This is a genomic window from Halomonas sp. FeN2 (assembly GCF_020595105.1).
Lineage (GTDB): Bacteria > Pseudomonadota > Gammaproteobacteria > Pseudomonadales > Halomonadaceae > Vreelandella > Vreelandella neptunia.
Genome location: NZ_CP074200.1, coordinates 4012757 through 4030577 on the forward strand (window position 1 = coordinate 4012757; position 17821 = coordinate 4030577).

Consider the following 17821-nt stretch of genomic DNA (forward strand, 5'->3'; position numbering starts at 1 on the left):
GAAAGGAGCGGCATTCGGATGGATTTTTCAAAATATACTCAACAACGGCAAAAAATCACTCCCGAAGAAGACAGAGAGCGAGTAAAAATTGGCGTCTCCTTGCACTCAAAAAGCATCAATCACGATAAAGTGCATTTGACTCAAGGCAAGCAGCTACAGCGCGAATATCGTGACGATAAGAGCTCTCTCCAGGCTGAACTTTTAAAATACGCCCCCAAACAGCATAAACCTACTCCCGATGAAGACAGTAAACGAATTCAAACTGGCGTTTCCTCAAAATCGCAAAGTAACGATTACGACAACGTGCGGCTTACTGAAGGCAACCAATCACAGCATGTGCATAGTGACGAAAGTAGCGATCTAGAGGCGGATTTTTCAAAATATACTTATGAGCAGCAACCCCCTGCTCTTGAAGAACAGCGGCAAGATATGAAAACTGAGGCTTCCCCAGCCTCGGAAAGTGTCGATCATGACAACGCGCGCCTGATCCTGGGGCAGCAGCTACAGCACGAGCGACGCGATGAGAGAGGGTATGTCCGGGTTGCGCTACCGTTTCGCATCGTTCTTGCAGGCAGCGACAAAGAGATGAGCGGCAAAGACGTCTCTCTCGGCGGCTTCTCTGCCCACAGCGAAAATAGCTTCGAACCTGGCGAACTCATTTCCGCCTCACTGCTGATGGCTGTGGGAACCTTCGAATTTATCGTAGCGCTCAAAGCCAAATGCCTTTACGTGAATCCTACTGCAAGCGGCAACGGATATAATGTCAGCTTCCAAATCACCGAGATCGAGCCGCATCACCGAGAGTCGCTGCGACAGATCATTCGTAGTGGGTTAAGTGGGCGTTTGCCGAATATCGAGGGCCTAATTGCAAGCGAGGATCCCCAGACGCCCCGCAAGCGTCAGGCAGCCAATCCATCGTCACCATCGCGACCACCAAAACCCATTGGGCGCTATATTCTCCTGTTTATCGCAATCAGCTTACTGGTTTTGGTAAGTGCAGCGACGGCTTATCGTAACTTTTTTCTGCTCGAACCCAGCTTCGCTGCCGTGACGGCACCGCGTATCGATATCCGTGCCCATAGCCACGGTTTACTCGGTGAGCACAATGTTACTGCAGGTGATAAGGTCAAACGTGACCAGTTATTGACCCACGTGATCAATAGCGAACTAGAGTCGGATCTGATCCTCACCGAAGCAGCTTTCAACTATAACAAGAGGCTTATCGATAACTTACGCGAAAGCCTCAATGGCAACAACCAAGAGGTCAGCTTGGCCAACTCCGCACAGCCGGCCAGCGGTGACACCATGACCTTCGAGTCGGTTTCACCGGAAGTTGCACTGGCTCGTATTGAGCAGTTCGAAATAGTGCGCGATTTCGAGAGTTCGCGTATTGCCGCCCTCAATGCACGTCGGTCCAGCAATGAGATCTACAGCCCATGCGACTGTCTCGTGGGTTGGGCATTAAGTAGTGCCGCTGGGGTTTATATCGATGAGGGGGAGCGGATCATGACCCTGATCCGAGTCAACGAAGGTGATGTTATGGTCGAGGCACTGGTTCATATGGATGACATCAGCCGCATTGAACCCAATCAGCAAGCCTACGTGACGCTAGCCAATTCCAGCCAGCCGATTCGTGCCCGGGTGCGTAACGTCTCCCTGGATATCGAGTTTCAGCCTCGTGCAGGCTTCCCTGGCTGGGTGCGGCAACAGCAGAACGTAGCCAGCGTACTGTTGATTCCGGAGGAGCCCCTGCCACCAGAGAGCGTGGGCCAGCCAGTAGACGTTCGGTTTTCTGAAACACTGCTGCTGAGCTCCGTCTCTGAGAAAACCTGGCAAGGCGTTAGCTGGCTCATTCAATCCGGCAACGCCATCTATCACTCAGCCATTGAACATTTAACGGGAAGATCTAATGAAACGACTAACGAGGGATAGATATCGCCAATCGCGGGCCGGATGCAGAGCTTGGAGTCTTATGTTGGGCACGCTGGCGCTTGTACCGTTTTCTGCCAGCTACGTTAACGCGGAGGAAGATGCTGTTATTAGCATCCCTCAGGAGCAACCCTGTTCCCAGCGCTATGCCCTGAGTGAGGTTACACGGCTCCCCGATGCAAACGGCCATACCGCTATTCGTCAGGGCTTTAACACCACGCGGCACTGGGGTACTGAGGAGAACGTGGAGCGCTTGGGCGCGGAACATACTGGCATAGGTGAAGCCGGACTGCGCGTCCATTATCCTGCTGGCAGCTCCTCACCGGGTGAGGATCCTCGCGGCGGAGCTGGCTTTTATAACGCCCCTTCTTCGTTCGAAGGAGTTGAAAGTGCCTGTCTGAGCTATAAGGTTCGCTTTCCGTCGGACTTCGATTTTGTCAAGGGCGGCAAGTTACCAGGATTGTATGGAGGCGAGGCTCCCTCTGGCGGTGAGCACGTCGACGGTGAGAACGGTTTCTCAATGCGCCTAATGTGGCGAAAAGATGGCGAAGGTGAACTCTACCCGTATGTTGTCGGCTTTGAAGGCGCGTCGATAGGGCGTGGCTTCTGGCGCTACCCGGTCGGGCGGTGGGTCACTCTTGAGCAGGAACTGGTGCTTAACGACCCAAATCGGGAGAACGGTATTGCTCGGATCTGGGTCGATGGGCAGCCTGTACTAGAGCAGCAGAATATCGTCTTTCGTACCACTCCGGCCATCACTATCGATGGCTTAATGTTTTCCACCTTTTTTGGCGGGACGGGGGAAGGTTGGCGCACACCTCGCGATCAGTACGTGGATTTTGCCGCCTTTCAATTTTATACCCCAAAACCGTGAGCGCCACTAATAGAGCGCCGCCTGAGTGACAGCGACCATGCCTATTGCCGTAGTACAAAGACTAGCCGGACGCCTTCTTTGGATGCTCCCTATTGCGCTGATGACAATGGGCAATGTCGACATGCAGGCCGATACTCTAATGAGCGATACCCTCTTGAACGGAACGCTCTCAAGAGAGGAGCGCATGTCGCTTGATCTTTCGCAATATCGCGTTACCGATACAGACGCCAGCTATTTCGACGTTAAAGCGCGCATGGCCCAGCTTGAGCAAACCGATAGCAGTATTCTGCTGCAGTTGAAAGACGATATCTCACTAGGTCCCAGCTGTAATCAGATGCTTAATACGAAACCCATCACCACGCGGGGGGCTATCCCTGGCTTCTACCCCAACCCGGATGATTGGTTGTTGGTCACTGAACCGATATTCGATTTTGAAGATAGTGTATCGAACCTGGCTGGTGCCTTCGTCGCAAGCGGTGACCTCTATTATGCCGAATGCTTGGTTCACTATCTGAGTAACTGGGCCGAGGCCGAGGCCTTGACCAGCTTTGTTTATGACTCGGTGCGGCCACAGGCTTGGTACGCATCTGAGTCGATGCTGTTCGCGGCGGCCATGGGCTACTCCATTGTGCGACCCTTCATCGACGGCCTTGGTAAGGAACGTGCCGACGTCGAACAGTGGCTACACGGCCTGGCTCTGCGGCACTCGGCTGTTCCTGGTGGACTGGGTAGCTGCTGTAATAACCATTTATATCGTCGCGCGCTTTATGCCAGCATGATCGGTGTGCTGGTCGAGGACGACGACCTGTTTCGCTTTGGCGTTGCAGCCATCTACTCGGCCCTGCATGACATGACCGAGGAGGGCGCTCTGCCACACGAGGTAGCTCGCGGCCGACGCGCCACCCACTACCAGAACTATGCGCTCGGCTACCTCATTACCAATATGCAGGTCATCCAGCGCCAAGGTTATGACATCTTTAACCTGGAATATGAGAACAGCAGCATCCATAAGGGCGTGGACTTCCTGTTTCAGATCTTGGAGGATCCGGCAGCGTTGGGCGATTATGCTCCAAGGGAGCAATACACTGGTTTCCTGCGGGATTCACAGTATTTCACCTGGATGGAGATCTACCTTTCGCACTTCGACTATCCAAGTATGGCCACTCTTGTGAGCCGAGCACGACCCACCTATAGCCGCAGCGCAGGGGGGCCCATTACGCTTTACTTCATGGACCCCGAGGCCCAGCAGCACTTCTATATAGATGAACAGCGTCAGGATACAGAGGCCTTTCAAGGTTTGGGTAATTGAAAAGTACGATAGAACAGCACCAAACACGACAGTGGGGAACGCATGAAAAGTATAATCGCCGGGACTCAACGCACTCCCTTCCTGCCGCTGGCAGCGTCATTAACCTTGTCGGTTTGGCTCGGTGGCTGCGCGATTACCGCTAAGGAGCCGCCTGGCGGCGGGCATGCAGGCACCCTGCCCGTCCAATATGCAGGTTGGTTTACCAGCGGCCCCCAGGCCAATATCAACGGGTCGGACTGGGGTACCATCAATCGCGCTCAGGATCGTATCGAGGAGGGCCGTTATGAAGAAGCCATTGCTTATCTGCAACCTTTGATGGATCGCTATGTGCCAACTGCCTTTTATGAGATGGCCAAGCTTTATGAACAGGGACTCGGGGTAGAAAAAGATCCTAGCGAAGCGGCAAGATTGTATGGGCTAGCCATCGAGAAATCTTCCTCGGTTCGCGGCCATGCTTCGCTTAACCTTGCCCAGCTTTATCTAGATGATGGAGGCGTCGAGCGCAACGATGTGCTCGCTTATTACCTGCTTTGGCAGGCAGTGGAAGCTGATCTCAATCGCACAGCAGAAATCGAGCTTGCAGAACTGTTGTCCGAAGGTGGCGAAGGCGTAGAGGCTGATCCAGCGCTTGCCATCCAGCTCTACGAGCAAGCAGCCTCCCAGGGAAAGGCGCCAGCCCTGAAGGCTCTGGCTGAAGCTCATGCACCTGGCGGTTGGCTATGGGAAGATGCGGCACAATCGATAGCCTATGCTCAACGTTATGCCAATCGACTTGAAGCTAATGCCGGACAGGGTGACGTCGGCGCGATGCTTCAGTTGGCATCAGCCTATTCCCAAGACGGACTGCTCGGTGATCAGCCTGACCGGCGCATTCAATGGTTGCAGCAAGCTGCCCAAGCTGGCGATCTTGATGCTCTGGCCCGTGCTGGACACGAGATGACCAAAGCGGGCGAATATCGACAGGGTATTGCGCTGCTTGAAGATGCCGCCCGGCAGGGGCACGTTGGGGCCATGACGTACCTCGGCCAAGCTCTATTGGAGCCTGAGCATACCGGTCGATTGGAGCAGAATCGCGCTGAACGCTGGTTGAACGAGGCAATTCAGGCAGGCTCGGTCGATGCCCTAGTGGTACTCGGAAGTGCCTTAGTCAATGGCCAAGCAGACCTGGACGACCTGCCCCGTGGCATGGGCCTGCTTGAGCAAGCTGCAGAAAGCAACCACCCGCTCGCATTGGCACAGCTGGGGGCGTTGCTAATGAATGACGAGAGGGTCACCAGTCAACCTTACATCGCAGTTAGCTACCTGAATCGCGCTCATGAACTCGGCCACCCCTGGGCCACCCAACAGCTCGGAGTCGCCTACCTGGAAAGCCGTGGTGTGCTGCGGGATCTGGAACGGGCTGAAGAACTGCTGCACAGTGCCGCCGAGCAGGGGCAAGCGGGGGCAACGCGCATTCTTGGTGAGGCCTATTTGGAAGGCTTGTTAAACGGTAATCCGTCACAGGGCATTCGATTGCTGACCCAAGCCGCCGAGCAAGGTGATAGCTATGCGATGATTTTGCTCGGCCGTGCCTACCAAAAAGGTAGCGGTGTCAGTCGGGATCTCAACGAGGCCATCCACTGGTTGACCCGCGCTCGCGATGCCGGTCATGAGTCCGCTGCTGCTGCACTCACATATGTGCAACGCGATCTGGGTGCTGGAGGCAATATCAATGCGCTAATCGCGGCAGCGAAAGGCGGCCATCCCGGTGCCATGGCGGATCTTGGTCGAGCTTATCTCGACGGAAAGGGCGTTGAGCGCAATCATATTCAGGCTGAAAAATGGCTGGAGCAGGCACATCAGGCAGGGCATGCAGGCGCAAGCGCAAGCCTTGGCCGCATGTACCTTGATCGGGGCGACAGTGCGCGTGGCATCGACTACCTCAATACCGCCGCGTCCAGGGGGCATGACGCTGCACGCGCTGACCTTGGAGAAGCCTATATGACCGGCAATCATGCCGAACAAGACGTGGAACGCGGTCTAGAACTACTGATCTCAGCAGCCGAATCAGGCAGCCCGAATGCCGCTTTTACGCTGGGCGATGCCTATCAACACGGCAAGGGTGTCGGAAAAGATGCCGTGTTGGCCGAACGGTGGTACCAGCAAGCGGGTGATGCCGGAGCCATCCATGCACGTGCTGCGTTAGGTATTGCCTTCATCAGCGGTGAAGGCGCCATTGCTCAGGACGTCCAGCGGGGCCACGAGCTGCTTCTTAATGTCGCTGAACAAGGCCACCTCGGTGCTCAGGCCTTTCTGGGCCGTGAATATCTACGCGGTGAGAACATTGAAAAAGACCCCGAGCGTGGGGTGAATTATCTGTATGAGGCGGCTAGTCAAGGATACCGTAGTGCTCGCTTATCACTCGCTGAGGCCTACCTCTCAGCCCGCGGATACGCAAACGTCAACCAAGAACAGGCCATGCTATGGCTCAATGAGCTTCTCGATAGCGAGGAGCAGATCGCCCTAGAGACACTGCGACAATTGATCCTTGAGGAAGTAAACGTGGCCGCCAGCGGCAGGCAGATGTGATCAAACCCCAGAGAGTGAAAACACTCGCATGCCGAGTTACCAGCGGCGTATTAGAATGTTTAAAATCCTGCGATGCTTGGCAAGTTTATGCCGTTGAAAGCGCTAGGCTATTGCCTTTTAAAACGGCAGAACCCCGCCGAACCCAATGCCAAGCACGGCAACGATAACAACCACGATAACGACGATAGTGGTAGTAGACATATTCTCTTCCTTTGAGTAGTGAGCGTTGATATAGCGTAGTCACGATTGTGCTTTTTCGCACACGGCTGTTGATAATCAGTTCCGAAAACAGCTTTTTGATTAAGCTTTAGCCCCCAATGCCTTCCCAAGCCCACTAAAATAGTCGCTGAACGCTGCATTGATCTGCTCCCGCTGTGAGCCTCGTGGGTAAAGGCCTCTCTCCGCTTCAGGGGAGGCCTTGGTGCCTTTGACCAGGAAGTGGTTGGTGATGGCCGCATCCTGCACAAAGGCCTCGAAAGCGCGGGCACAGAGCTCTTCGGGTTTACTGTAGTAAAGCTGGCCGAGCTTTTTATCCACCTGCACCGAGTGCTGAAACAGCGCGCTGGGCTGATCGCCTGCTGGCCGCAGCAGAATCGCCTTGAAGCACTCCATCAATAATTGATTAAGCGGGTGGGGGATGGGCGTTGCATCGGCGAGCCAGGCGGTAGAGGCAAACATGCCGACTGGCGTGCCGCGAAAACACTTACTGGCGATGTAGTGATCAAAAGCATGAAACCACTCATGGGCGATGCTGCCGGGGCCAGCGTTTTTAGCCAGAGCAAAACTGCGTTGGCTGGGGTCGTAGTGGGCAGAAACACCCGGTCGACCACCGCTGCCGTACTGCAGCGCTATTGAGCCGCGCAGGGAAATCAACGCCTCGGTTCCCTGTAAAATCAACATAAGATCACACAGGGCATCATGAAACAGCTCCGCGGCCCGGTCACGCTCAGCGTTGGTTACCCAGCGGCCAATCTCTATGGAGCGAAAATCAAACTGGCGTCGAATTAACGCGAAACTGCTGGCTTGCCCCTGGCGATGGTCAGGCCCGCTGCGATAAAAATCCCGCGCTTCAATGCTCACTTATCGTGTCTCCTTGTATTCTGCCATCCAGGCCCCCACTAACTAACCGTAACGCATTTTAATTGCTTCATTTTCCACCGCCAGGAGAGAGATATGAGCAAGCGTATTTTAGTGGTACTGACGTCTCACGATCAGTTGGGCGATACCGGTAATAAAACCGGTTTTTGGCTCGAAGAGCTGGCCGCCCCTTATTATGTCTTTAAAGACGCGGGCGCTGAAGTAACGTTGGCATCGCCCAAGGGTGGGCAGCCGCCGCTGGATCCCAAAAGTGACGCAGACGATAGCCAAACCGATGAAACGCGCCGCTTTAAGCAAGATGAAAAAGCTAACGCAGAGCTTGCCGCGACCCATCGTTTGAGCGACATGAAGGCCGATGACTTCGATGCGGTATTCTACCCCGGTGGCCATGGCCCGCTATGGGATCTCGTTGACGATGCAGATTCCATTCGCTTGATCGAAAGCTTTATTGCCCAAGGCAAACCGGTTGCCTCGGTTTGTCACGCGCCGATTGTCCTGGTTAATGCCAAAGACAGCGATGGAGAGCCGCTAGTAAAAGGTCGCCAAGTAACGGGCTTTACCAACGGCGAAGAAGAGGCCGTTGGCTTGACCAATATCGTGCCGCATCTCGTTGAAGATGCCTTGCAAAAGTGCGGCGGGATTTATAGCAAAGCGGATGATTTCACCCCTTACGTACGCGAAGATGGCCAACTGATCACCGGGCAAAACCCGCCTTCCTCAGCGCTCACGGCTGAGACACTGATGGCGTGGTTTAATAAATAAGCGGTATAGATCATATGTTGGATGAAACGGCGAGGCTCTCCTCGCCGTTTCTATTTTGGGTACTGGCTAGATCCTGCCTAGATCCTGACTACCCTTATAGGGCAATAGGTTATTTATACATAGTAGCTATGCTCTCATCAGGGCAACAAGGAGACGACTAACATGGAGACAGCACGCGTCTATCGGATGAAGACGGCAGAGCATCTCTGCCCATTCGGTATGAAAACGGTCGATTTGTTAAAGCGGAAAGGCTACCAGGTCGATGACCATCCGCTCACATCCCGAGATGAAATTGAGGCATTCAAGGCCCAGGAGAATGTCGATACCACCCCGCAAACCTATATCGGCGATCAACGTATTGGCGGTTATGAAGAGGTGCGCGAGCATTTAGGTATGAGCGTGCCGAGTGCAAAAGAGACTTCCTATCGGCCGGTGATCGCCATTTTTGTGACCGCTTTGCTCATTGGACTGGCGGTTAGCTGGGTTGCCAATGGCACCTTAGTAGCGGCACGAATGCCCGAATATGCGGTGGCTACGGCCATGGTACTGCTGGGTTTGCAGAAGCTGCAGGATGTAGAAAGCTTTAGCACAATGTTCCTCAACTACGACCTACTGGCACAGCGCTATGTCCCTTACAGCTATGTGTACCCCTACGCAGAGACCTTGGCAGGGGTACTAATGCTAGCAGGTGCCTTGCTTTGGCTGGCAGCACCGCTGGCGCTGTTTATCGGCACGGTAGGCGCGGTGTCGGTTTTTAAAGCCGTGTATGTGGATAAGCGTGAGTTGAAATGCGCCTGCGTTGGCGGAAGCAGCAATGTGCCACTAGGGTTTGTATCGCTGACAGAAAATATCGCCATGGTGCTAATGGGACTATGGATGCCGCTGAAAATGTTGCTATAACAATCGTCGTCAAAAACCTGCTTGGCTAAAATGCTGTTTAAAATCCAAAAACCGTTAAAAAACAATTTATTTGCCGCTACATATCACAGGTTAGATAAACTCGCTGTTATAAAGCGCACTGTGTGCACACAGCGAAGGGAACTCGCGACAGGGAAGAACAAGCAAGGATTGCTTGTGTAGCACAAGGATGCACAAACAGGATGTTTGTGGTGCGAGATCAGGGAAGACCTGATAAAAAACCCGGCCAAGGAGTGGCCGGGTTTTTTTTGCCCTGGGTTTAATGACAAGTTGATTAAGCTCTTGTGATGATTTTATTAATAATATATTGCTTGTGATAATAAAAAGGCAATGGTGACAAAGCTAAGCCTTTTTATAATAAGCGCTTAATTTGGTAAGCGATTGTTTTAACAAGCATAGTGATAATAAAGCGAGCTTAATTCACTCAAGGGTATTCCAACCGCTGTTTGACAGTTCAGGCAGCGTACGGTGGTGCTGTTTTTACCGGTGCCTTCCAAACGGAAGCGGTTCAAAAACGGGTTTTTGGGTGACTCTGAGTTACCGCAATGACGACAGATGACATCCAGCCCGTTGACTTTATTGCTAATAATAATGTCTCGCACGCTGACCTCCTACCATTAGGTTAGATGATGGTTCAGGCGTGGTAACGTCCGTGTAGAGCAGTACCGTTGCCGATACTTTTAATAGTATAGCGCTGCAGGGCATATGTGCCATATAAAAAAGCGTGCTTTAAATAGGTGCAGTTACTCTGAATAAAAAAAAGATAAATTTTTTCCGGTTTAATAACATAGGTTAGATAAATAGAGTGTTTTAAGGTTCACTGTGAGTACACAGCATAAGGAAGTGGCAACAGGGAAGGTAAAGCTAGGGAAGCTGACACTCATGGATGCACAAACAGGATGTTTGTGAAGACGAATCAAGGATGGTTTGATAAAGCCCCAGCCAAGGAATGGCCGGGGCTTCTTTTTTATACGCTTGTTTTATTTCTTCGCTTTTTTCTTGTTTTTCCTGCTGTTGTTGCTGTGGCTAACTGTTTTGCCTTCGCTGCTACTCTCGTCTTTGCTGTCCTCCTCCTCACTGTCAGGCTTGTCGCTGCCTTGATGGGTGAGCGGGCTCGCTTGGTCTAAGCGCGGGTGGTTATCCAGGAATTCACGCTGTAGGTCAGGTATGGCATCCAAGGCTTGCAGGGTATGGGTGAGGGCGTGAATAGCCGCCAGCACGTCCTGGGTATGGCCTGTTTCTGAGATGGTGTGCATATTGCGGATAGGGAAGCCAATCGAGGTAGCGGCACTGTCGATAGACGCCAGTACGCCTGCCATGCCATCGGTACCCGTATCCACACCGACAATATCGCGCTGCAGCGGAATATCCTGCTCTTTAGCGGCGGTGGCGATAATCCGGTTGAGCTGTTCACTGGCAATAGAGCCCACCGCCATGGTGAAGCCTTTGCCCATCTCCAGTGGCTGCATGCGCTTGTCGCCAATACCGGGCGCAGCCACATAGTCGTGGTTTACATCGACGCCAATCAAAGCATCTGGCTTCATTTCGCCCGCCATCACACGGCTGCCGAAACGGCCAATCTCTTCGTAGCTGGCAATCGCAAACAGCACGCGCACGTTTTGGGTGCCGCCTGCTTCGGCGATCAGGCGCGCCACTTCGGCGGCCACAAAACAGCCTAGGCCGTTATCCAGGTAAGCGCCGTAGAAGGTATTGGGACTGAAGCCTGGGCGGATAGGGCGGTCGAAAATAATCGAATCACCAGGGCGAACACCCAAGTTCAGCACCTGTTGCTTTTTATTCTCACCGTGGATCTGTAGATCCAGGTAGATCTGCTCTTTTTTCAGGCCTTTGCTACCATCGCGCTGGGCAGGATCGGAGAAGTGAATCGCACCCAGGGCCTCGACCGTGCCGCCTTCAATGCAGCGGTAGCTACCGGGAGCGTCGGGGTCTTCGCTAAACAGCTTCACTTCATGGCCGATCAGCACGGTGGGCAGGAAGGAGTCAGTGTTGATCCAGATCTTGCCGTCTTCGCCAATCGAGCGCACCTGCATGCGGATTTTATCCGCATGGCCGATCAGCATGACCTTGAACATGTCGTCGCGGCCGGGGTGAGTGTCCAGCACAACGCCCGCGTTGCCCTTAAACTGGTGAAGGTGCCAGCTTTTAGGCGCGAAGCTCTCAAAATGCGGTTTGAGCACGCCGTAAGTCATGGCAGCTTCCAGACCGACGGGGCTGGGGGCAGCAAGAATATCGCGCATCAGTTTGAACTGCGCGTCGGGCATCGGTTGTGTCCAGGGTTTTGCACTATCGCTCATCGTTGTCGCTCACTCATTTTTAGGTGGATGTTAATCACCTCTAGTCTGCCAGATTCCCGCACTGTGTGTAGAGAAAGCCGCTTATTCGTGGTGATGAATTAGCTCGCGCAGGGCGCTGGTGGCGGCGGACGGAGGATGGCGGCGGCTCAATATAATGCCCAGCTCACGGCGAATGGTTGGCTCGACCAACGGGCGGTACTCAATCCCATCGGCGGCAATTTGACGAAAACTCAGCGAGGGCAGCACGCTAATGCCTAACCCCGCAGCTACCATGCGGCCTACCGTGGCGATCTGACGCGCATCGCACAAGATATCCAGCCGTTCTCCTACGCTCTGCATAATGCGGTCAATATCCTGGCGCGAGCTGGAAAGACGATTGATACCAATAAACGGATAAGCCGCGAGCTGGCTCCAGGCGACGGCTGATTGCGCCAGCAACGGATGCCCGCAGGGGCAAACGACCACATAGCTGTCTTCGAGGACGGGCTCAAACGTTAGATCGTCTGCGTCGCTTGGCGGCACGGAAAGACCCAGGTCGGCGCGGCCTTCGCGCACCATTTGATTGATCTGATCGGCCAGCACATCGTGCAGGCTGAGGTTAATTCGTGGGTAGGCTTCGTGAAAAAGCTTAATGACGCGGGGGAATAATCCTGCCGCCAGAGTGGGGAGGGCGGCCACGGTTACCTTTCCGCGCTGTTTGGAAAATTGGTCGTTGAGATCTTCAAAGGCTTCGTTCCAATCATTCAGGAGCCGTACGGCAACGGGCAGAAAGGCTTCGCCTTCCGGTGTTAACGCGAGCTGGCGGGTGGTACGGGCAAACAGTGCACCACCGACGTTCTCCTCAAGTTTACGTAGGGCGATCGAGATCGCCGGTTGGGAAAGGTGCACGCGCTCGCTGGCCTCTGCAAGGCTGCGCGAGTGGGCGACGGCAACAAAAACACGAAGCTGCTGGATACTTGGATTCATTTAGAAAGTAAAACATAAGTTAAAAACTATTCAATATACAAAATTAAACCGGAGCACCATGCTTGGCTTATCGCGATTCGATTCTTCGCGATCACCGTTTTAGATAAAAAACCGCTCTACAATAACAATAGCTCGCCTAGCGAGCTTCGGAGACACGATGAAAACGCTACTGACCGCCATGGTGGCAAGCGCCGCTGTGCTAGCCGCTGCGACCTCTCATGCCGATGAACGCCTGTTGATAGGCTCTACCTCAAGTTCCTCAAGCCACTACAGCTACTTTGTGGCAGTCAATCAGATTATTAATAACCAAGTCGAAGGGGTGAGCTCCTCCGTTGCAGAAACCGGTGCCACGGTGGATAACCTGCGCCGTTTAGGCCGCAACCAAATCGATATGGGCCTGGTGACCACCAACACCGGCTATCACGCTTACGCGGGCGAGAAGGATTTTGAAGGCCGTCCCGTCGATAACCGCCTGCTCTGGGTCTACACCGTGGCACCGCAGAATGCCGTAATGCGCCAGGATGCGGAGGTGGAAACCTTCGCTGACTTAAACGGTGTGCGCTTCAATCCAGGCATTACGGGGTCAGCCACCGAGAAAACCACCGAAGCGGTAATGCGTGCACTCGGCATCGAGCCTGACTATGTACGTGGATCCACCACCGACATGGTTGACGCCATGAAAGATGGTCGCGTGATGGGATCCGTTAAGTCAGGTGTCGGAGAACGCCTGGATGGCTCCTCCATGGACATCGCCACTTTTACGCCGATAAGCGTGCTGTCGCTCGACCAAGAGCAGGCCGACACACTGCGCAGCGAAATGCCTGATGTGGCGATTGTCGATGTGCCCGAAGGGGCTGCGGAGGGGATTCCTGCCTACACCACTTGGGCCTTTGGTGTGGCCGTGCACGCCCATCCGGATATGGATGAAGAAACCGCCTATCAAATCGTCAAAGCCGTGATGGAAAACCCGGAGCCGCAGGTTAACGCCTTTGCGGCCATGCAGGACGCGGATATGGCGAAGATGACCCTGGAGGTTGGCACCGTGCCGCTGCATGCCGGCGCTGCGCGTTATTTCGAAGAGCAGGGGTATGACATTCCCGATGCCTTGCAGCCAGCCCAGTAAGGCCCATTGGAGAAGATGATCATGCGCGAGACAGTCACCAAAGGCTTGGCGCTCCTGCTGGGTGGGCTAATCCTGTATACCTCCGCCACTGGGCCGTTCGAGAGTTTGATTCAGCGGAGCATCTTTCTCGCGCTGGTCATTTTGCTAGGGCTTGCCGTTTACCCGTTAGGGCAAGGCAAACGCTGGCGCCCGCTGGGCATTGCTATTGATGCGGTGCTGGCAGCGGGAGTGGTTTATGCCTGTAGTTATGTGGCACTTAACTACGAACAAATTCTGGTCGAACTCCCCTGGGCAACACCTCGTGATATGTTGCTGACCGGCGTACTGCTAGTGGCCATTCTGGAACTGTCACGCCGTGCCATCGGCGTGATCTTTCCACTGTTGGTGTTAGTGGGATTGGCCTATGCGTGGTTTGGAGCAGCCATTCCAGGGCCGATCGGTCACCGTGGTTTTGATCTGTATTACATGACCGAAACCATCTACCTCGGCGATTTAGGCGTGTGGGGCATGCTGGTGGGTGTCGCCGCCACCACTATCGCTGCTTTCGTGTTGTTCGGCTGTTTGCTGCTGCACACGGGGGGCGGTAATACCTTTATGGATCTGGCGCTGCGTATTAGCGGCCGCTCGCCGGGCGGTGCTGCCAAAGTGGCCACGGTGGCCTCCGGGCTGTTTGGCATGGTCAGCGGCAGTGCCGTGGCTAATGTGGCCACCACTGGCAATTTTACCATTCCCATGATGAAGCGCTTGAACTACCCACGACCCTTCGCGGCTGGGGTAGAAGCGGTGGCCTCGACCGGCGGCCAAATCGCACCGCCGATCCTGGGCGCTGCGGCATTTATCATGGCGGAGATTCTAGGCGAAAGTTACCTGCGTATCGCCTTGGCGGCCTTGTTGCCAGCGATCCTTTTCTACCTCGGGGTGTTTGTCACTATTCACCTCGTCGCCAAGCGTCGCCAACTGCAGGTAGTGCCTGATGATGAGCTGCCAAGCTGGTCAGACGTGATACGCCCTGAACGAATTATTCCCATTCTGGCTGCATTAGGCGGGCTGTTTTACGGCGTGCTTAGTGGCCGTTCGATTCAAATGTCGGCGTTCTACGGCATCTTAATGACCGTGCTAACGTTCGTCCCTTTTGCGCTCATGGCCAAAATGCCCTTGCGCGATATCCTTGGCAAGCTGGTGGCAGGCTTAGTAGATGCAGGTAAAGGCATGGTGATTATCGGCGTGCTGCTGGCCGGGGCGCAGATTCTGGTGGCGATGATTGGTATGACCGGCATCGGTGTGACCTTAGCCAGCTTGATTGTCACGGTAGGCGGTGAGTCGCTGTTCCTGGTCGCCTTTATCGTCGGCGGCGTTTGCCTGATTTTGGGCATGGGAATTCCGACCACGGCAGCGTATGTGCTGGCGGCATCAGTACTGGCCCCAGCGCTCACTACCATCGGCGTTGAGCCGCTGATTGCCCACCTGTTCGTTTTCTACTTCGCCACCCTGTCAGTGATTACACCGCCTGTCTGTATTGCGGTGTTCGTGGCCTCAGGTATTGCCGACACCAACTGGCTGCCTGCTGCGGTTGAATCAGTGCGCTTGGCGGCGGCTATTTATGTCATTCCCTTCCTGCTGCTGATCTACCCAGCCTTGGCAGGGTTTGGTTCTGCCCTGGAGATCGTTCTGGCCAGCTGCCAAGGGGTCGTTTTTGTGATGGCGTTTGCCGCACTGATGTCCCGGGTAGCCATGACGGGTAAGCGCGTGGTCGATGTCGTGGGTCTGATCGCGGTGATTGGACTTGCGCTGACACCCGGCTGGCTGACCACGCTGGCAGCGCTAGCCCTAATCATTGGGCTATTTATACGCCGCCGCTTGCTGCTGAGAGACGAGCAGGAGCCTGTCGTGGGCGACCACCCCTCTCTTCAGGCCAAGGAGACCCAGCTATGAGCTTTTTATTAGGCAGCGGGGCGGGGTTTTCCGGTGACCGTACCGATGCGGCCGTGGCGGTGGTGGCAGAGTTAATCAAGCGACAGCAACCTTCCGCTTTAGTATTTGAAACCCTGGGTGAACGGACATTAGCGGCAGCCCACCGCGCGATGCGTGATGATCCCGAAAGCGGGTTTGAACCGCTGTTAGACGAGCTGCTGGCGCCGGTGCTGCGCGACTGCCTGGATCACGATATTAAGATTTTAGGCAACTTTGGTGCGGCGAACCCCAGTGGTGCTTGTCAGGTAATTGCTGACTTGGCGGCACAGCTTGGGCGCGGGGATGTATGCATTGCCCAGGTGCATGGTGACGATATCCGCCAGCAGCTACATAGCTTGGACTTACAGCGCTGGGAGGCCGAGCGGCTGGAGTTACCAGGCGATGACGCCCTGATCTCAGCCAATGTCTACCTGGGGGCCAAGGCGCTGGCAGAGGCGTTGGCCATGCAGGCGAATGTAGTGGTTACAGGTCGTGTTGCCGACCCGGCGCTGTTTTTAGCGCCGCTGATGCACCACTTCGATTGGCGTTGGGATGACTGGGATCGCCTGGCCTGCGGAATGATGGCGGGGCATTTGGCTGAGTGTGGCGCCCAGGTAAGCGGCGGCTACTTTGCCGATCCGGGTTTTAAAGACGTGCCCGGGCTCGCCACGGTGGGCTATCCGATTATTGAAGTGGAGCAGGATGGCAGCCTTATTATTACCAAGCCTGCCAATACCGGTGGCTGTGTTACCGAGCAGACGGTGAAAGAACAGCTGCTTTACGAAGTGCATGACCCGGCGAATTATCTAACCCCGGATGTCACGGTGGATCTTTCCCACGCAGATGTGCGTCAGTTGTCACCCAACCGCGTGGCGGTGACGGGAATTCGCGGCAAGCCTGCGCCCGAGCGACTCAAAACCACCGTGTGCTATGAAGGCGGCTGGCAGGGGGAGGCGGAAATCTCCTATGCCGGCCCGAACGCCTTGGCAAGGGCACAGCTTGCAGCCCAGGTCTTGCGTGAACGATTGGTGTTTCGAGCCCCTGCCGAGCTGCGCACTCGCTTGGATATCATTGGCCTGGCCAGCGTATTCGATAGCGATAGCGGTGAGCTGCAGCGCAGCGCTTCAGCGTCTGCCAGCGGCGATTATCGGTTGCGGCTGGCGGCCGAGCACAGCGAGCGGCGCTGGGTGGCTCGCGCCACCCAGGAGCTATTGGCGCTTTATTGTGCTGGGCCCGCGGGCGGCGGCGGCGTGCGGCGTCAATTTCAAAGGCGAGTGTTTACCGCTTCTTATTTGGTAAAGCGTAGCGATATTCATCCCCATGCCAGTCTGTATGAATCGTCGCCGTCCGGCGAACGCAGGAGTGAACGTTATGCTGCAAGCTGAACCCACGCAAACAGCGGTGCGCTCGGATACCTCAGTCGCTCTTCACCAACTCGCCCACGCCCGAGCAGGTGATAAAGGGGAACGCCTGAATGTGGCACTGTTTGCCTATGACCCAGACCACTACACCACCTTACTGGAGCAGGTAACCGAGGAGCGTGTGCTGGCGCTGTTTGCTCACCGTGGTGCCAGCCGAGTGCGACGCTACCCTTTGCCCAATTTGGCGGGCATGAACTTCGTGATTGATGACGTGCTGCAGGGCGGTGTTAATGGCGCGCTCAATTTGGATGGGCATGGCAAAACGCTATCGTTTTTGCTGTTAAGCATGGAGGTTGATGCGAGCTAGACGGTTCAGGTCGAACCCACTAAGCCCACCATTTTTTGTGGGAGGCCGCTTCAGCGGGCGAACGGGGGAGCAGGCAGAAAGCTTGAAGGGTCGCGAGCTAAAGCTCCCTCCCACGAGAGGTACTCTCAGGCTGGAAGCATATTGTGGGAGGCCGCTTCAGCGGGCGAACGGGGGAGCAGGCAGAAAGCTTGAAGGGTCGCGAGCTAAAGCTCCCTCCCACAAGGGCACTCTCAGGCTGGAAGCATATTGTGGGAGGCCGCTTTAGCGGGCGAAGAAGGGAG

14 protein-coding genes are annotated in these 17821 nt (G+C 55.0%); 10 read left to right on the plus strand and 4 right to left on the minus strand.

All coding sequences use genetic code 11. The features are described 5' to 3' along the window. Positions 1-18: 18 nt before the first annotated feature. From KF947_RS18515 to KF947_RS18530, 4 genes are read left to right on the plus strand one after another with little or no spacing between them, the layout of a single operon-like run. Positions 19-1932 carry an HlyD family efflux transporter periplasmic adaptor subunit gene (locus tag KF947_RS18515; RefSeq protein WP_227404747.1) on the plus strand — a complete coding sequence of 638 codons (1914 nt, stop codon included), beginning with the start codon at positions 19-21 and terminating at the stop codon, positions 1930-1932. 40 nt (positions 1933-1972) lie between these two features. Then, positions 1973-2803 carry a polysaccharide lyase gene (locus KF947_RS18520; RefSeq protein ID WP_227404748.1) on the plus strand — a complete coding sequence of 277 codons (831 nt, stop codon included), beginning with the start codon at positions 1973-1975 and terminating at the stop codon, positions 2801-2803. Between the two features lie 37 nt (positions 2804-2840). Next, positions 2841-4112 carry an alginate lyase family protein gene (locus KF947_RS18525; RefSeq protein ID WP_227404749.1) on the plus strand — a complete coding sequence of 424 codons (1272 nt, stop codon included), beginning with the start codon at positions 2841-2843 and terminating at the stop codon, positions 4110-4112. Positions 4113-4154: 42 nt separating this feature from the next. After that, positions 4155-6680 carry an SEL1-like repeat protein gene (locus tag KF947_RS18530; RefSeq protein ID WP_227404750.1) on the plus strand — a complete coding sequence of 842 codons (2526 nt, stop codon included), beginning with the start codon at positions 4155-4157 and terminating at the stop codon, positions 6678-6680. A 300-nt stretch (positions 6681-6980) separates the two neighbouring features. On the opposite strand, the gene KF947_RS18535 is transcribed toward KF947_RS18530, so the two are convergent. Then, positions 6981-7760: a CLCA_X family protein gene (locus tag KF947_RS18535; protein WP_227404751.1), complete on the minus strand. Its 780-nt coding sequence runs from the start codon at positions 7758-7760 to the stop codon at positions 6981-6983. A gap of 93 nt (positions 7761-7853) precedes the next feature. Between KF947_RS18535 and KF947_RS18540 the strand changes: the two genes are divergently transcribed. Further along, complete coding sequence (locus KF947_RS18540; RefSeq protein ID WP_227404752.1) at positions 7854-8540, plus strand: type 1 glutamine amidotransferase domain-containing protein; 687 nt, start codon at positions 7854-7856, stop codon at positions 8538-8540. A 162-nt stretch (positions 8541-8702) separates the two neighbouring features. After that, complete coding sequence (locus tag KF947_RS18545) at positions 8703-9440, plus strand: glutaredoxin (protein WP_223289221.1); 738 nt, start codon at positions 8703-8705, stop codon at positions 9438-9440. A gap of 404 nt (positions 9441-9844) precedes the next feature. On the opposite strand, the gene KF947_RS18550 is transcribed toward KF947_RS18545, so the two are convergent. The 3 genes from KF947_RS18550 to KF947_RS18560 all read right to left on the minus strand — a co-directional run bounded on the left by KF947_RS18550 (position 9845) and on the right by KF947_RS18560 (position 12739). Further along, positions 9845-10060 carry a hypothetical protein gene (locus tag KF947_RS18550; protein WP_133733398.1) on the minus strand — a complete coding sequence of 72 codons (216 nt, stop codon included), beginning with the start codon at positions 10058-10060 and terminating at the stop codon, positions 9845-9847. Between the two features lie 378 nt (positions 10061-10438). Further along, the gene (locus KF947_RS18555) at positions 10439-11773 is read right to left on the minus strand and encodes a M20/M25/M40 family metallo-hydrolase (protein ID WP_133733399.1); all 1335 of its coding nucleotides are present in this window, start codon (positions 11771-11773) and stop codon (positions 10439-10441) included. A gap of 81 nt (positions 11774-11854) precedes the next feature. Further along, entirely contained in the window at positions 11855-12739 is an 885-nt protein-coding gene (locus KF947_RS18560; RefSeq protein ID WP_141441433.1) for a LysR family transcriptional regulator, read from the minus strand. A 157-nt stretch (positions 12740-12896) separates the two neighbouring features. Here KF947_RS18560 and KF947_RS18565 point away from each other — a divergent pair, with 157 nt between their 5' ends. The 4 genes from KF947_RS18565 to KF947_RS18580 are packed head-to-tail and all read left to right on the plus strand — an operon-like array spanning position 12897 to position 17540. Continuing rightward, positions 12897-13862: a TAXI family TRAP transporter solute-binding subunit gene (locus KF947_RS18565; protein WP_227404753.1), complete on the plus strand. Its 966-nt coding sequence runs from the start codon at positions 12897-12899 to the stop codon at positions 13860-13862. A gap of 21 nt (positions 13863-13883) precedes the next feature. Continuing rightward, the gene (locus KF947_RS18570) at positions 13884-15794 is read left to right on the plus strand and encodes a TRAP transporter permease (RefSeq protein WP_227404754.1); all 1911 of its coding nucleotides are present in this window, start codon (positions 13884-13886) and stop codon (positions 15792-15794) included. Further along, a complete protein-coding gene (locus tag KF947_RS18575) occupies positions 15791-17197 on the plus strand; it encodes an acyclic terpene utilization AtuA family protein (RefSeq protein WP_227404755.1) in 1407 nt (468 codons plus the stop codon). The genes KF947_RS18570 and KF947_RS18575 overlap by 4 nt, the downstream gene beginning before the upstream one ends. After that, on the plus strand, positions 17184-17540 hold the full coding sequence (locus KF947_RS18580) for a hypothetical protein (RefSeq protein ID WP_133733404.1): 357 nt from the start codon (positions 17184-17186) through the stop codon (positions 17538-17540). The genes KF947_RS18575 and KF947_RS18580 overlap by 14 nt, the downstream gene beginning before the upstream one ends. The last annotated feature ends 281 nt before the right edge of the window (positions 17541-17821 follow it).

What these genes read in the sequence shown, in the direction of transcription:
- KF947_RS18515 (WP_227404747.1), top strand. Translation starts at nt 19, where the DNA reads ATGGATTTTTCAAAATATACTCAACAACGGCAAAAAATCACTCCCGAA.
- KF947_RS18520 (WP_227404748.1), top strand. Translation starts at nt 1,973, where the DNA reads ATGTTGGGCACGCTGGCGCTTGTACCGTTTTCTGCCAGCTACGTTAAC.
- KF947_RS18525 (WP_227404749.1), top strand. Translation starts at nt 2,841, where the DNA reads ATGCCTATTGCCGTAGTACAAAGACTAGCCGGACGCCTTCTTTGGATG.
- KF947_RS18530 (WP_227404750.1), top strand. Translation starts at nt 4,155, where the DNA reads ATGAAAAGTATAATCGCCGGGACTCAACGCACTCCCTTCCTGCCGCTG.
- KF947_RS18540 (WP_227404752.1), top strand. Translation starts at nt 7,854, where the DNA reads ATGAGCAAGCGTATTTTAGTGGTACTGACGTCTCACGATCAGTTGGGC.
- KF947_RS18545 (WP_223289221.1), top strand. Translation starts at nt 8,703, where the DNA reads ATGGAGACAGCACGCGTCTATCGGATGAAGACGGCAGAGCATCTCTGC.
- KF947_RS18555 (WP_133733399.1), bottom strand. Translation starts at nt 11,773, where the DNA reads ATGAGCGATAGTGCAAAACCCTGGACACAACCGATGCCCGACGCGCAG.
- KF947_RS18560 (WP_141441433.1), bottom strand. Translation starts at nt 12,739, where the DNA reads ATGAATCCAAGTATCCAGCAGCTTCGTGTTTTTGTTGCCGTCGCCCAC.
- KF947_RS18565 (WP_227404753.1), top strand. Translation starts at nt 12,897, where the DNA reads ATGAAAACGCTACTGACCGCCATGGTGGCAAGCGCCGCTGTGCTAGCC.
- KF947_RS18570 (WP_227404754.1), top strand. Translation starts at nt 13,884, where the DNA reads ATGCGCGAGACAGTCACCAAAGGCTTGGCGCTCCTGCTGGGTGGGCTA.
- KF947_RS18575 (WP_227404755.1), top strand. Translation starts at nt 15,791, where the DNA reads ATGAGCTTTTTATTAGGCAGCGGGGCGGGGTTTTCCGGTGACCGTACC.
- KF947_RS18580 (WP_133733404.1), top strand. Translation starts at nt 17,184, where the DNA reads ATGCTGCAAGCTGAACCCACGCAAACAGCGGTGCGCTCGGATACCTCA.